At 72.3% G+C, this 14,650-nt stretch carries 9 protein-coding genes; 2 read left to right on the top strand and 7 right to left on the bottom strand.

The features are described 5' to 3' along the window. Positions 1-261 precede the first annotated feature (261 nt). On the bottom strand, positions 262-1,221 hold the full coding sequence (locus WMF27_RS42640) for an ATPase (protein WP_437763164.1): 960 nt from the start codon (positions 1,219-1,221) through the stop codon (positions 262-264). Between the two features lie 831 nt (positions 1,222-2,052). Here WMF27_RS42640 and WMF27_RS42635 point away from each other — a divergent pair. Then, positions 2,053-2,952, top strand: coding sequence for a hypothetical protein (locus WMF27_RS42635; RefSeq protein WP_437763165.1), 900 nt, complete (start codon positions 2,053-2,055; stop codon positions 2,950-2,952). An 81-nt stretch (positions 2,953-3,033) separates the two neighbouring features. Here WMF27_RS42635 and WMF27_RS42630 read toward each other — a convergent pair whose 3' ends face one another. The 6 genes from WMF27_RS42630 to WMF27_RS42605 form a co-directional block, all read right to left on the bottom strand. Next, complete coding sequence (locus WMF27_RS42630) at positions 3,034-5,211, bottom strand: hypothetical protein (RefSeq protein ID WP_437763166.1); 2,178 nt, start codon at positions 5,209-5,211, stop codon at positions 3,034-3,036. A gap of 9 nt (positions 5,212-5,220) precedes the next feature. Further along, a complete protein-coding gene (locus tag WMF27_RS42625) occupies positions 5,221-7,269 on the bottom strand; it encodes a DCC1-like thiol-disulfide oxidoreductase family protein (RefSeq protein ID WP_437763167.1) in 2,049 nt (682 codons plus the stop codon). Next, entirely contained in the window at positions 7,266-8,366 is a 1,101-nt protein-coding gene (locus tag WMF27_RS42620) for a tryptophan 2,3-dioxygenase family protein (protein ID WP_437763168.1), read from the bottom strand. Before WMF27_RS42620 ends, WMF27_RS42625 begins: the two co-directional genes overlap by 4 nt. A 253-nt stretch (positions 8,367-8,619) precedes the next feature. Next, positions 8,620-9,306 (bottom strand): hypothetical protein, encoded by a 687-nt coding sequence (locus tag WMF27_RS42615; protein ID WP_437763169.1) that lies wholly within the window; start codon positions 9,304-9,306, stop codon positions 8,620-8,622. Between the two features lie 28 nt (positions 9,307-9,334). Continuing rightward, complete coding sequence (locus tag WMF27_RS42610) at positions 9,335-9,742, bottom strand: hypothetical protein (protein ID WP_437763170.1); 408 nt, start codon at positions 9,740-9,742, stop codon at positions 9,335-9,337. A 202-nt stretch (positions 9,743-9,944) separates the two neighbouring features. Further along, the gene (locus WMF27_RS42605) at positions 9,945-10,286 is read right to left on the bottom strand and encodes a hypothetical protein (RefSeq protein WP_437763171.1); all 342 of its coding nucleotides are present in this window, start codon (positions 10,284-10,286) and stop codon (positions 9,945-9,947) included. A gap of 205 nt (positions 10,287-10,491) precedes the next feature. Here WMF27_RS42605 and WMF27_RS42600 point away from each other — a divergent pair, with 205 nt between their 5' ends. After that, entirely contained in the window at positions 10,492-14,613 is a 4,122-nt protein-coding gene (locus WMF27_RS42600) for a PAAR-like domain-containing protein (RefSeq protein ID WP_437763172.1), read from the top strand. The last annotated feature ends 37 nt before the right edge of the window (positions 14,614-14,650 follow it).

Raw genomic sequence — 14,650 nt, 5'->3', positions numbered from 1 at the left:
CGCCCCAGGAGCGGACAAGCGCGCTGCTTCTGTCCTGGCGGGCGATGGCAGGCCGGCCGGACACCATCCTACGTCTCCGCCCTCGCCTCCTTCAGCGCCGGTGGCAGTAGCGGTAGCCACGGACGCGAGCGTGGCCCAGATCGGCGTGGGTGCCGGGCGGTGAACGGCGAACGCTGGCGATCATGGGGCCGCGGTCTTCACCGCTCGGACGCGGGACGCGATGATCACCGACAGGTGAGCGAGGATCCGTGAACCCCGAGCTCAGGGCGACTCCCCGTCATCGCCCGCCTCGCCGTCTCCCGACGCGCCCTCGTCCGACTCGCCGCCTTCCGGCTCGGCCTCCTCCGACTCGCCGCCCTCCTCCCCCTCCTCTTCTCCTCCGCCGTAGGCGCCGCGGGAGGCGGGGAACGGCGCATAGTCCTTCATCTTGTCGGTGCCCGCGTACCAGTACTCCGCGGCGGCGCGCAGCCTCCGCTCCGCGTTCACGACGAGGGTGTACGCGGCGTCGCGGAGCTTGCGCGAGCGCACCGCCTCGAGAGAGAGCTTCTTGTCGGCGAGCATGCGCGCGAGCACCGGCGAGAGCTCGCGGAGGCGGTCCGCCGCGGCGCCCTCGCCGCGAGGCGCCTTCTGAACGGCCTCCGCGTGCTCGGCGCAGAGCAAGAGGAGATCGGAGGCGTCCTGGACCAGATCCGCGTCGCCGCTGCCCGCCCGGATCGCCATGAGCCGCTTTTGCCCTTCGGGGCTCTTCTTGAAGCGGAGATCGAAGAAGCGGAGCAGCGATTGCTTGATCTGGACGGCCTCGGCGGCCGGCTTCACGAAGGCCGCGGCGGCCCGCTCCTGGCGCTGCTGCGCCGCTTGCCAGCGCGATTGCACGACGCGCAGGAGCTCGATCTTCTCACGAAGCCCGCCGATCTCCTCGCGCGTGAGCGGGGGCTCGCCCTCGGCGAACGGCGTGCGCACGAGATCCGCCGCGTCGCGCTCGGCGGCGAGCTGAATGCGGCTCGACCAGATGACGCGTCGAGCGAGCTTGCCTGGAAAGAAGGAGGCGTTATCGCCGAGCGACTCGGCCTCCCGGAGCAGCTCGGCCTCTCGCTCGGCGCTCAGCGTGAACTCGGGCGCGCCGCCCGACGATCGGCGCGCGCCTCCGGCGTCGCTCGAAGCGCGCGAGCTCCGGGCGTTCTTGGTCCTGGATGAAGCGGCAGTGGGTGCGTTCGGTGCCATGGCGATGAGATGTCTCCTTGTCGAGGTCAGCGCCCCTCCGAGCAGAGGCGCGGTCGCTCAATGAGGAAATCGGCGGCGCCCAGGATTCGGGTCACAGGAGAGCACGATACCGACGCATTCGTCGCACGATCGCAAGGAGACAGAGGCGCCGCGCAAGCGGACACCGAGGCTGCGCAGCAGCGGTGCAGCAGCGGCAACGGCCATGCGCAGGCGTCGAGCCATGGTAACCCAGGGCAGCAACTGGGCGTGCAGAGGGGCGCTGGGGCTGCACTGGGGCTGCACAGGAACCACGCGATCGTACGATAGGACACCTCAATGGGTGCGCAGGAGGGTCGCGAGGGCCGCGCAGGAGCCACAAAATCGTAAGATAGGACACCTCAATGGGTGCGCAGGAGGGTCGCGGGGGCTGCGCAGCAGGGCGCCGACGCCGCGCAGGAAGGTCGCCGGGCCTGCGCAGCAGGGCCGCCGGGGCTGCGCAGGAGAGCGCCGACGCCGCGCGGGAGGGTCGCCGGGCCTGCGCAACAGGGCCGCCGGGGCTGCGCAGCAGGGCGCCGAGGCTGCGCAGCAGGACTGCCGGTGCCGCGCGGGAGGGCGTCGAGGCGGCGCAGCAGAACCGCTAGGGCTGCACAGGAGGGCGCCGGCGCCGCGCAGCAGGCCTGCCGGAGCCGCACAGCCCCTCGATGCCCCGCGGATCACGAGGCGTGATGATCCCGAGGAGCTGCCCGGAATTCATGAGTGGGAGAACGCGGCTCGGCTCCTGCGGGCCCCACCGCATGAGCCTGGCGCGCCACGCAAATCCAGCATGATTGCAACCACTCGTGAGACCACTCCATGCCCTCAGTGACCCATGAAGCCCTGGTGGAGCTGTTCAAGAACCGCCCGACGCTCGCCGCCGAGATGCTGCACGACGCGCTCGGCCATCCGGTCCCGACCTTCACGGAGGCGCGCGTCGAGTCCTCCGATTTCACCGAGATCGTGCCCTCCGACCGCCGCGCGGACGTCGTCGTCGTGCTGCTGGTCGGCGAGCAGCAGCAGCCCGCGATGGCCATCGTGGTCGAGGTCCAGCTGGGTGTGGACCCGGACAAGCCCTACGTCTGGCCGGTGTACGTCACCCAGACACGCGCCCGGCACCGCTGCCCAACCGGGCTGCTGGTCGTGACCATCAACGCAGAGATGGCGCGGTGGTGCTCGCGGCCGATCGACACCGGCCACCCTGGCTGGACGCTGACGCCGCTGGTGCTCGGGCCCCAGGGCGTCCCGGTCGTCACCGACGCCGAGCAAGCGAAGGCAGCGCCCGAGGTAGCCGTGCTCTCGGCGATGGCGCACGGGCAGGGCGAGGCGGCGGAGGCGATCGGCGTGGCCTTTTTTTCGGGGGCGGCGGAGGGGCTCGATGAGGAGCGCCGGGCCGTTTACGGGGACCTGGTGCTATCCTCGATGAACGCAGCGGCGAGGCGGAAGTTGGAGGCGATGATGAAGAGCGGTTACCAGTTTCAGAGCGAATTCGCGCGCAGCTACGTGGCGAAGGGGCGAGAGGAAGGGATGCGCGAGGGCACCCTGAAGACCAAGGCGCGCGACGTGCTCGTCTTCCTCGAGGCCCGCGGGCTCGAGGTCCCCGCCGAGGTGCGGGAACGCGTCCTCGCGAGCACCGACCTCGACGAGCTGGACCGCTGGATCCGCCGCGCCGCCGTGATCAGCGACGCCCGGGAGCTCCTCGCCACGACCGGCTCCTGAACCAACGCTTCGGGCCCCAGGAGCAGCCGAGCGCGCTGCCCCTGTCGCCAGACGGCGATGCAGGGTGTCCCCTGCACGCCCCTACTTCTCCGTGCTCGCTTCCTTGAGCGGCGGCGGCAGCGCCGGCAGCCCCGGACGCGGCCGATACCCCGGCTTGCGGTACGACAGGATCGGGATCGCCTCGTTCTTGTACGGCGCGCTCTCCCCCGGCTTCGGGCACTGATCTCGCACCCAGTACACGTCGTACGCCACGATCTCGTCCTCCGGCCGCCCGGTCCGCTCGTGGTACCTGAGCAGGTAGTCCTGGAGGCCCGGCTTGCGAAATGCCTTGTTCCGATCGAGCCGGATCCGGTTGAAATAGTCCTGGCGGATCTGGCCGAGCCCCAGCCCCCGCGCGTCGGAGAGGTTCAGATCCGGCGGGAGCCCGGTGAACGGGTCCACATGCCGGCCGTCGACCGTGATCGCGTCGACGCTGAGCGACCCGTCCTCCGTGATCGGGTTCGGCGCGAACATCCCCCAGCCCTGCAGGATGCGCGGATACACGATCGTCGCCTGCACGAACTTCGGTTGAGTGTGCTTGAGGAACGCCGGCACACTCTTGTTCTCGTTGATGGCCTGGCTCACCGCGCAGAGCCCGAGGTACGCGATCAGCGCCTCCCGCGCGATCGTCCTCCCGCGGGCGAAGCGCTCCGCGAGCGGCGACGGGCTCTCCACCCCGCCCGCGCCCCGCCCGCGCGGCGCCCGATCCAGCCCGAGATACCGCGCGATCCCGTCGCGCCGCCTCGAGGCGACCCCGAGCAGCGCGCCCGGCGCGCCGAGGGCCAGCGCCCAGACGAACGGCCAGGCAAAGCGGCCTCCAGGGAGCGCCTGCACGATCTCGCGCAGCGCCGCCGCACCGCGGAACACCCGCCCATCCGCCGGGTCGCCCGCGTCGCGCACCTCGAAGAGCTCCGGCCGGGGCTCCCCTCCCCCGGCCGCCTCCGCGCCGCCCGCCGGGACAGCGCGCGCCTCCTCGAACCGGAGCAGCTCCAGCGCGTCGAGCCGGACAAGGAGCCGCATGAGCGCGAACGCGAGCGGCGAATCGCCGTCATAAACGACGACCCGGGGCGCCGCGCGGCGGCGGTACCAGCGCTCGAGCGCGTCCCAGTGCTGCGCCGTCGGCAGCAGGAACGACCAGGCGATCATGAACCACGAGAACGGGCCGAGGCGCATCATCACCCCGAACGTCCCGTGCAGGGCCCACATCCCCCCCATCGCGAGCGCCCGCGTGAAGCGGCGGCCATAGGGCGAGAGGATCCACGTGATGAGCAGCGCCTCGAGCACCAGCACGCCCCAGGTGAGCCCCTTCGTCGCCCAGAAAGGGATGAGCTCCCGCGCGAGGACGGCGAGCCCGGTCACCATGCGATCGAGGTGCAAGACGTAGTGCACCGTCTCGCCGCGACGCCAGATCTGGCCCGACTTGTTGACGACGTTGAAATAATAGATGGTCGCCAGGTTCAGGATCGCGAGGAGCACGATCCCCGAGACGTACGGCCGCTCGGCCCACTCGGGGCGCCTCCTATCCGCGAGATCGGCGGCCGTCCGCTCCCGCCGCTCGCGGTACGAGCGAATCAGCGCGTCGACGGAGAAGCGCCTGCCGGTCGGCATGAACATGGCCCAGCAGGTGATGATGTTCACGACGACATAGCCGCCGTTCTCGATCATCACGATCCGGTTGTCCCTGCTCGCCACGAGCACGAACGACAGGATCGAGAACAGCCGCGTGTTCCATCCGACGAAGAAGCAGAGGAAGCAGAAGAGCGAGAGCGCGAACGCGACGTGGACCTCTGCCGTCGACGAGAACGCGTGATACAGGCTGAAGTTGTATCCGCTGCTCGGGTGGAAGAGGTGATAGTGGTTGGTGAGCACCCCGTCGTTGCTGTAGATCCAGCTCGCCTCGGCCCAGTGGCGCACGCAGTCGGCCGAGAGGAGGAAGCCGAGCACCAGCCTGAACAGGCCGAGCGTGCGCACGTCGATGGTGCAGTAACGCTCCTTGATCCATCGCCCCACCCGCCGGAGGCGCCCCTCGGCCGGGCGCCTCGGAGCCCCGCCCTCGGGCGCTCGTGGCGCGCCCTCACCGCGCGGCGCGCTCTCCGGCGGCGCGCCCTCGCCGGGCGGAACCTCCCCTGTCGGCGCGCCTTCGCCGGGCGGCGCGCCCGCGCCGCTTCCGAGCGCCGCGTCGGGCTCCGCGGCGCTCGGGTCCTCGTCAGGCCGGCCCATCCGAGCGCCTCAGTTCGGCTTGCCGTGGTGCCGGAGGACGCTCGGCGCGATGGGTAGGCCCCGCTCGCCCAGCTTCCCCGTGCCGCCCCGCGAGTGCGAGAACAGCTTGTCCCGCTCGAAGCTGCTCGGCGCGGGCTCGCCCGGCGCGGGGATCGGCGCCGAGACCCAGTACGCATCGAAGCCCGACAGCGACGCCTCGCGCCCTTTTCCGGACGCCTGGGGCCCGCCCTTCGCGAGGTAGTCGCGGAAGGCCCGCTGGTAATCGGACCACTCCGGCCGCCGGACGCGATCGAGGTAATCGGACCAGAGCTGGCCGAGCCGCGCCCCGGGGTGCCCCGCGGGCTGGAGCCGCGGCTCCCCCCCGGTCAGCGGATCGATCGGCTCCGACGCGCGCGTCTGACCGTCGATCACCATCAGCGCGTTGTCCCGCGGCGGCTCGGGCGCCATCACGTTCCACCTCGCCAGCATGCGCGGCCACGACGCCACGCCCGCGAGCACCGCCCCCTGCGGGACGGCCGCCGCGCCGGGCAGCGGGTTCTCCTTCGCCGTCTGCGCCAGCACCGCGGCGAGCACCACGAGCACCGCCGCCTCCCGCAGCGACCCCAGCGCGAGCCGCGCCGTCCGCACCGCCGGCGCAGGGACGTCCGGAGCGGGGCCCGCGTCGCCGCCGTCCGCGTCGCCCTCGTCGGGCAGCGGGACCCCGCACGCCTGCCGCCCGAGGAGCTCGCTGATGCGGTGCCTGCGGGCCGCGACCACGTCGTAGAGCGCGTTCAGGAGGTGCGAGACGCCCGGCAGCTTGAGCGGCCAGGCGAGCCAGCCGAGCGGCAACGCCAGGAGCCCTTCGGTCACCGCGGCGCCCCGCATGTACACGCGCCCCTTCCGGTCGATCGCGAGCGCCGTCCGCTCCACGAGCTCCGGCGTGACCTCCTTCGGCATCGGCACGCGCTCCTCGGCCCCCGTCTGGTTGCGGACGTAGAGCTCGTCGAGCGTGACATTGCCCTGGAACGTCAGGTGCTCGCGCAGATCGAGCCGCTTGACCAGGCGCGCCATGAGGAGGCAGACGCCGCAATCGGCGTCGTACACGAGCGTGCGCGCGCGCCCCTCGCTCCAGGAGCGCTCGTACGCGTCCCAGAGCTCGCCGGGCACCACGAGCGGCGCCGCGGCGGCGAGCGCCCAGCCGAACAGCCCGAGATCGAAGAAGACCCCGAGGATCAGCCCGTGCAGGACCATCAGCGCGGCCGCGACCCCGCGCGTCCAGCGGAAGAGCGCCGGGACGAAGAGCAGCGCCGGGATCGCGAGCTGCATGGCCCACGTGCCGAAGGTGAGCCCGCGCAGCGTGCCGAGCGGCAGGACGTCGCGGAGCCAGACGCCCGCGTCGCTCGCCAGGCGCTCGGCGTGGAGCGCATAGTAGAACGCCGTCCCGTCGCGCCACGCCTCGCCGCGCTGCTGGAGCGCCGTACAGAGGTAGATGAGGGCGAGCTGCAGCAGCACGGCCAGCGCGGCGAGCGACGTCGGCGACCACCCGGGCAGGCGCTCGGCCGCGATCTCGGCCTCCGAGGCCCTCGACCTGTCGTTCAGCTCCGTGTCGCGCTTCTCGTCCCGCAGGGCGAGCGAGGCGCGGAGGCTGTCAAGCGACAAGCGGCTCCCGCACGGCAGGAACGCCGTGAGCGCGAGGATCGCGATCGCCGCGTAGTTGCCGGCGTTCTCCAGCAGGACGTTCCTCGACGTCAGGCTCACCAGCACGAGCAGCGAGAGCACATGGAAGAAGCGCGTCCGGTGGCCGATGAGGAACAGGGCGTAGACGACGAGCGCCAGCGAGAAGGCGAAGTGGGCCTCGCCCTCCGTCGAGATGGCGTGGAACAGGCTGAAGACCTGCTGTTTGCCCCGGAGGTTGAAGAGGTGGTTGTGGTTCGGGAGGACGCCCTCGTTCGAGTAGAAGTCCCGCACCCATCGCCACCGCCCGAAGAGGTCGGCGATAAGGACCAGCCCGAAGGTGATGCGAAACAACCCGAGCGAACGGGCATCAAGACGCAAGAAGTGATCGCGAAGTGATTTCACGGAGAGTCCTCGACACGGAATCCGTAATCCGATGCGTGCTCGAGCTCAGGGACGCTCGGCTTACGCAAGAGCAGGGAGCGCACCGTCCAGAGATCGCCGAAGACGCGGTAGCGCAGCGCGGTCTGGTCGAGGTAATCGACGCCCGCGGAGCCGCCCGTGCCGGTGCGCCGGCCGATCACGCGCTCGACCATCCGCGCGTGGCGCTGCCGCCAGATGAGCATGGCCTGCTCCATCTCCAGGATGCGGTCGAGCACCTCGCGCGGCCACGCGAGCCGGGGCAGCTCGCGGTAGCTCTCGATGAAGACGATCGCCGCGCGGACCGCCCGGCGCTTCTCGCGCGTGGCCGCGTCGGCCGCCGGGTCGTCCTCGGCGAGCAGGAACGCCTCGGCGGCCGCGCTCTCCGCCTCGTAGCGCGCGCGGAGCCGCTCGACGTCCGGTGGGGTGAGCGCCTTGTCGATCGCCATCCGGACGCGGCGCTCGTTCTCCTGGCGCATCGAGCGCGTGTAGCTGCGCAGGAAGCCCACGACGCCCTCCGGCTCGCTCGATCCGTCGATCGGCGTCCGCGAGAGCCACTCGTCCAGGAAGTGCTTGAGGCTCGGCCCGCTCGCGAGCCTCGCCTCCACGCGGCGCGTGGCCGCCGAGGGCGCGCCGTCCGCGGTCTTGAGCGCCTCCTTGTAGCTGCCCTCCCGGCCGAGCGGGATCCGGAGCGCGTCGTCGAGGCCCAGCAGGAGCTCGATCTCGCGCAGCTGCGCCGACTGGAAGCCGCTCGCGGGGATGAGGCGATCGCGGAAATCGAGATAATCGCGGGTCGTGAGCGTCTCCATGACCCGGAAGTGCTCGATCGCCTGCTCGAAGATGGTGACGACCCGCCGGAACGAGCGCGCCGCGGAGGCGAGCTTCTGATCGGGCACGGGGTTCTGGCGGAAGAGCTCGCGCGCCGAGGTGAGCTCCCGGAGGATGAGCTTGAACCAGAGCTCGTAGATCTGGTGGACGACGATGAACAGGGCCTCGTCGTTGCCGACCTTCTGCTCGTCGTCGTCGAATCCACCCTGGAGGGCGAGCAGCTCCTCGACGTGGATGTAATCCCAGTAATTCATGTCCTTGGTGATTCGAGGGGCGCCGCCAGCAGCGTTCGCGCGGCGTGTTCGCAGCAAGCGGTGCGCCCGCGCCGCGAGCGGCGCCGGGAGTCTACTTCCCGCCCCCCAGGAAACGGAAGGGCCTGGCACGGGTCGCACGGATTGCGCGTCTGCGCAAAAAGCAACGGGATGCGCCGCCGGGCGGGCGCGCGCGGGCGGCCTCCGCCGCGGGGCGCGCGCGGGCGGCCTCCGCCGCGGAGCACGCGCGGCGCGCTCAGGGCGCACGCGTTGCGCCGGGCGGCGGGTCGGCCGGGGCGCGCCGCACGCCGTCGGGGCCCATGTCGACGGGCGGCGCGTAGCTCCTGAGCTCGGCCCGCTCGTGGCTCGCCCCGCCCGCGGCCTCGATCACCACCACGCCGACGTCCGGGCAGAACGTCGACACGTAGCGCGCGGGCCTGTCGCCGAGGCGCTCCTCCACGGTCCGCACGCACCCCGTGAACCGCCCCGCGGGCACCTCGATCGCCACGTCGACCGCGTCGATCCGCGCGCGGCCGCCGTGCTCGCCGGTCCACGTGGTGCCGGGCGCGATCGGCTCCTTGAGCACGAAGACGCCCGTATCGCCGCGGACCACGCCCTCGCCGGTGAACTCGAAGCGCTTCACCCCCGAGGGGAACCGGAGCTCGCCGCGGTGCGCGTCCGCGCGGTGCACGCGCGCGACGAGGAGGCCCTGCTCGCCGTCCTCGCGCAGGGTCGCGTAGTGGTAGATGTGCCCGTCGACGAGCGGGAAGTAGCGCTCGGCCCGCGTGCCCGAGGCGGCGCCCCGCTGCCCGTCGGGCGCCGCGTTCCACGCCGCGGGCCGACCCGGGCCGGGGGCGCCCCCGCAGGCGATCAGCGCGAGCGCGAGCGCGGCGAGCCAGCGCGCCGGGGGGCGGCCTGAGGGACGTCCGGGCTCGGCGTTCACCGCGCTGCCTCCTCGGTCGTCGCGGGCGTCACGGGGCCGCGTGGCCGTGGGACCAGTACCAGAGCGCGAGGAACGCGAGCAGCGCCATGGCCGCGACGAGCAGGACGACGGCGAGCGGGTCGGGGTCGATCCGGCGCAGCAGCGCCCGCGCCGCGCGGCGGATCTCGTCGCGCTCGGCCTCCTTCGCGAGCCGCCCCGCCTCCGCGCGGACCAGCGCGTAGTCGCCGCGCTCGAACGCCTGCTCGAGGCGCTCGATCTCGGGATCGCGAGGGTGCGCCGGCGCGTCGTTGCCGGGGGGCGGCGCCGCCTTCCCGTCGCGCCGCTTCCCGCGCTTCTTCGGCGGGCGCCGCGGCTCGGCGTCGGACGGCGCGTCCGGCGGCGAGCTCGGATCCGGCTCCGGCCGGGCGTCGGTGTCGGCCTGCTCCGTGTCCGTCACGTACAGCTCTCGGTGGTGATGTAGCCCATGGCCGAACCCGCGGCAAAGCCCCGGGACGGCGCAGGCTACCTCAGGCCCGGCCGCGCGTACCCGAAAAAGGCCCGAAAAGCCGCTGTCCGCCGGCGCTTGCCGCTGGCGCGCCGCCCGGGCGCATCGGAGGAGCGCGCCGGGCGCGCAGCGCGTTCATCCGATGCGCCCCGGCCTACTCGAACGGCAGCCGGTTCCGCTGCCGGTCGACCTCGGCCGGATCCGGGCGGTCCCTCCACGGGACCATCGCCTCGCCCTCGCCGCTCACCACACAGCGGAGCGCCTCGCAGGCGGCCCGGTAGTACGCTTTGCGACCGCAGCCGACGGCCTTGAAATGACCGCCGAGCTGCTCCTCGATGCGGACGTCCTTGTCGGCGCAATCGAGGTCGGAGGTGGCGCGCGCCCGGATCATCGGCATCGCGTTCGAGGGCACGTTGGACACGCTGCACGCCGGCGAGAGCGCGCCGGTAAGGAGGACGGCGAGGGGGGCGAGGGCGGCGAGAGGGGGCGGGCGCACGGCGAGAGCCTAGATCACAACGGGAGATCGCGCCGACTCATCTCTGCGCCGGCGACGGACAGCGTCATCCATCCAAGCCGGCGGGCCGGGGTCGTGCCGGCGGGACGCGTCGTCATCGCGGCCGAGCCCATCACACTCCGCGGCCGTGGTCGACCTGACACGTGCGTAGACTGCCGCTCCAGCAGGCAGCTACGCTCGCCGGCTCATGAGCAAGGTCACCGCGCTCGGGATGGACACGATCACCGAGAAGTCGGGGCATCAGATGACCGGCATGGCGGTCAGCGTGTGCACCACGCCCGCAGCGCCGAGCCCGGTGCCTATCCCCTACCCGACCGCGGGCACGGTGTCCGAGGGGATCATCGACGCCCCGATGCGCACGAAGATCACCGGCGCGAAGATCCTGACCGTGGGTGGCTGCATGAAGGCGTGTCACGGCAACGAGCCCGGCACGCTGAAGGAGGTCGTCAGCTTCAACACGGGCGGGCCGTGCTTCCCGTGGCTCGGCGCGCCCAACGTGCTCATCGAGCTCGGCATGGCCGGCATCACCGGCAGCATGGGACAGATGAACAAGTCGATCACCGTCGGCGCGAGCGGCAGCGCCAGCGGCGCAGGGGGCGGGGGCGACGGCGGCGGCGGGGGCGGGGCAGGGGCGGGGGCACCGGGCGCGGGAGGGCCGCAGGGCCCGAGCAACGGCGGGGGCGGGGGCGGCGGAAGCAACCAGGGTGCGGGGCCGCCCAGCCCGCCGGCGGCGCCGGCCGGGGAGGGGCAGGCCGGAGCTGGCCACCCGGTCGACGTGATCACCGGAACCCTGTACACGCCCCCGCGCACGGATTTCCTGCTGCCCGGCTTCCTGCCGGTCGCCTGGACGCGCTTCTACCGGACGTCGTCCGTCCGCGATCGCGTCGGGCTGGGCCATGGCTGGTCACACGCGCTCGCCTGGCGGGCGGAGCTCCGCGACGGCGTGCTCACGCTCATCGACGAGACGCTGCGCCGCACGGCCATGCGCGAGCCCGACGCCGGCACGGAGCTGCTCCTGCCATTCGGACGGCGACTGTGGTGGCAGAGCGGCGCGCTCGTCGTCGACCTCGACGACGGGCTGCTCCGCGTCCTTCGGCCCGCGGGCGAGGCCGGGCAGTACCGGCTCGCGGCGCTCCGGGATCGGTTCGGCAACGCCGCCGAGATCCGCTGGGACGACGGCGAGGTGGTCGGCATCGTCGACTCCGTCGGGCGCCACGCGTGGCTCGATCGCCAAGGGCCTTACAAGGTCTGGTGGGTCGAGATCACGGGTGAGGACGGCGCCGTTCACCGCCGCCGGCTCGTGACGTACGAGCTCGACGAGGCCGGCGATCTCGTGCGGGTGATCGACGCCGGCGGCGCGGAGGTCTGCTACGCGTACGACGACGAGCACTACCTCGTACGCGAGCGCCAGCCCGACGGACTCACGTTCCACTTCCGCTACGCCGACGTGCTGGGCCAGCGGCGGTGCGTCGAGACGTGGGCGGACCTCGAGGGCGGAGACGTGCTCGTCGCGATCGGCGCGCCCGAAGCGTTCGCCGCGGAGCGGCCGCGAGGCCTCTACGCGATGCGGCTCAGCTATGGGCCCGGCCCGTTCGAGACCGCGGTCCAGGACGGCCTCGGCGCCCGCTTTCGCTACCGGGGCAACGCGCTCGGGCTCGTCGAGCGCTACGAGGATCCGCGAGGCGGGTGGAAGCAGCTCGTCTACAGCACCCTGGGGCAGGTCGTGCGCTCCGTGACACCGGACGGCGGCGAGCGCCGGGCGTACGACGCGGCGGGGCGCCTCGTCGGGTTCGAGGACGCGGAGGGCCGCTCGTTCTCGCTCCGGCGCCGCGACGGCGACGGCGCGATCACCGAGGTGCGTGATCCGGCCGGCGAGCGGTACGCGCTCGTCCCCGGGCCGCACGGCGAGGTGATCGAGCGGATCGATCCGCTCGGCGCGAGGACGTCGTACGCGTACGACGCGCGCGGTCAGGTCACCGCGATCACCGGTCCGGACGGCTCGGCGGAGCGCTTCGTCTACGACGCGCGCGGCAACCTGGCCGAGCGCACGTGGCCGAGCGGCGCGACCTTCCGTTACACGCACGATCTGCTCGGGCAGCTCGTGCGCGTGGAGACGCCGCGCGGCGCGGTTTACGAGCTCGAGTACGACAGCCGCGGCCTGCCGGTGCGGGTGAATGGGCCGGGGGGCGTCGTGGTCGAGCACGGGTACGACGACGCTGGCCGCCGCGTCGCCACGCGCCACCCGGGCGGCGGCCTCACGCGGCTCCGCTACGCCGGGGGGCTGCTCGTGGAGGAGATCAAGGCCGACGGCAGCCGCTTTCGTTATGGATACGACGCGCTTGCCCGGCTCGCGTGGATCGAGAACCCCGCCGGCGAGCGCCTCTCGATGGAGCGCGACGCCTGCGGCAACGTCGCCCGGAGCAAGACGTTCTCCGGCGTGCTCACGGAGTACGAGCATGACGTGCGCGGCCGCGTCGTGCGCGCGGAGGTGCCCGGCGCCGTGGTCCGGCGCTTCGTGTACGACCGCACGGGCGCGCCGGTCCACCGGGAGGACGGCGACGTCGTCACGACGTTCGCCTACGACCCGCGGGGCCTGGTCCGCCGAGCCACGCGCGGGGCGACCGATGTGCTGCTGGAGCGCAACGCGCTCGGGCGTGTCGTGCGCGAGGAGCAGCGGCTCGGCGGGTTCCGCTTCGTCGTGGAGCGGGCGTTCAACGCCAAGGGCCACACGGTGGGCCGACGTTACTCGACGGGCTGGGAGATCAAGCTCGATCGGGAGCATGGCAGCGGCGTCGCGTCGATGACGATCGAGTCGGCGGCGGGGGTCGAGCGCGTCCGTATCGAGGAGGACGGCCTGGGCCGCGAGACGGCGCGCGTGCGCGAGGGCGGCTATGCGATCCGCACCACGCGGGACGATAGCGGGCGGCCGGTGGTCATCACGGTCGAGGACGCCGCGGGCCGGCCGCTGCGCGAGCGTCGGTATGCCTGGAGCGCGGGCGGGCCGGTGACGGAGGTCGAGGACAGCGCACACGGCAGGCGCCGTTACGCGCTCGACGTCTACGGCCGCCCGCTGGCGGTCGCGGGGCTCGGGGTCGAGGAGCAGTTCACCTACGACGTGACCGGCACGCCGGTCACAGGGTCGGGCGTCGTCGTTGGGCCGGCAGGCCGCGTGCAGCGCACCGAGACCGCGGCCTTCACATGGGATGTGCTGGGCCGCCTGTCGGGGCGCGCTGCGCCGGATCGGCGCGGCATCTGGGCGTATACGTACGACGACCTGGATCAGCTCGCGCGCGCGGAGCGCGGCGACGGCTTCGTCGTCCAGTATCACTACGACGCCTTCGCTCGGCGGCTCGGCGAGCTTCGCAGCGATGGCACCAGCATCTGGTACGGTTGGGACGAGAACGCGCCGGTCGAGGAGATCGGCAGCGACGGCCGATCGGTACGCCGCGTGTTTGCGGACGACGAGCACACGCCGCTCGCGGAGGCCGAGGCGGGCGGCGCTTTCCGCGGCGTCGTGACGGACGCGGCGTCGACGCCGTGGCTCATGGTGGATCCGACCGGCGCGCTCGCCTCGCTCGATCTCGGCGCGCTCGGCGCGGAGGGGCGCGCCGAGGGGAGGTTCACGGGGCTGCGCTTCGCCGGCCAGCGGCAGGACGAGCTCACGGGGCTCTGCTACCAGCGCGCGCGCTGGTACGCGCCCGAGCTCGGGACGTTCACCACGGCGGACCCGCTCGGCCCCGACGCGTCGGCGTTCGAGGTGGCGTTCGTGCCCAACGTGACGGCGTGGATCGACCCGCTGGGGCTGGTGATCCTGCTGATGAGCGATGACTGGCAGTGCCGGCACGGCGCACAGTCACGCGCCGCGAAGACCGGCCAGCGCATCGTGCACTGGAGCGAGCTCGGACGAACGCCGAACGTGCTCGCGGGCGAGCCGCACGTCGATCTCTACGGGCATGGCAACCCGGGGCAGCTCGCCTATGCCCACGGTAACGCGTGGCAATACAACAACGAAGAGAAACAGTGGCAGTGGGCACCGAACTTCACTGGGCACGGGTGGTCAGGTCGGGATCTCGGCCAACTTATTCACGGCGCCGGGTTCAGGGGCAGCACAATTCATATGACGGTGTGCCATGGTGGAACTGAGCCTCCGGGGCAGCCGGGAGGATCGATCGCACAGCAGATCGCGAGCGCAACTGGTGCAACGACCATTGGCTGCGTTGGCGACAAAATGTATGATCATCCAACCCTGCCCGGTGTGACGATCGCGGGGAAGCTCGGCAGGATGACGCCTTTCGAGCCGTCATCGTAGCCTCATCGAATCGGCTGATTCGCTCAGGAGAGGCCCA

This window comes from Sorangium sp. So ce281, assembly GCF_051527395.1.
Lineage (GTDB): Bacteria > Myxococcota_A > Polyangia > Polyangiales > Polyangiaceae > Sorangium > Sorangium cellulosum_B.
Note: the sequence above shows the minus strand (reverse complement) of the source record. Positions and strands in the feature narration are given on the sequence as shown.

Bases quoted from the DNA above. Each gene is read 5' to 3' on its own strand.
- WMF27_RS42640 (WP_437763164.1), bottom strand. From the start codon at position 1,221: ATGGCACCGAACGCACCCACTGCCGCTTCATCCAGGACCAAGAACGCC.
- WMF27_RS42635 (WP_437763165.1), top strand. From the start codon at position 2,053: ATGCCCTCAGTGACCCATGAAGCCCTGGTGGAGCTGTTCAAGAACCGC.
- WMF27_RS42630 (WP_437763166.1), bottom strand. From the start codon at position 5,211: ATGGGCCGGCCTGACGAGGACCCGAGCGCCGCGGAGCCCGACGCGGCG.
- WMF27_RS42620 (WP_437763168.1), bottom strand. From the start codon at position 8,366: ATGAATTACTGGGATTACATCCACGTCGAGGAGCTGCTCGCCCTCCAG.
- WMF27_RS42600 (WP_437763172.1), top strand. From the start codon at position 10,492: ATGAGCAAGGTCACCGCGCTCGGGATGGACACGATCACCGAGAAGTCG.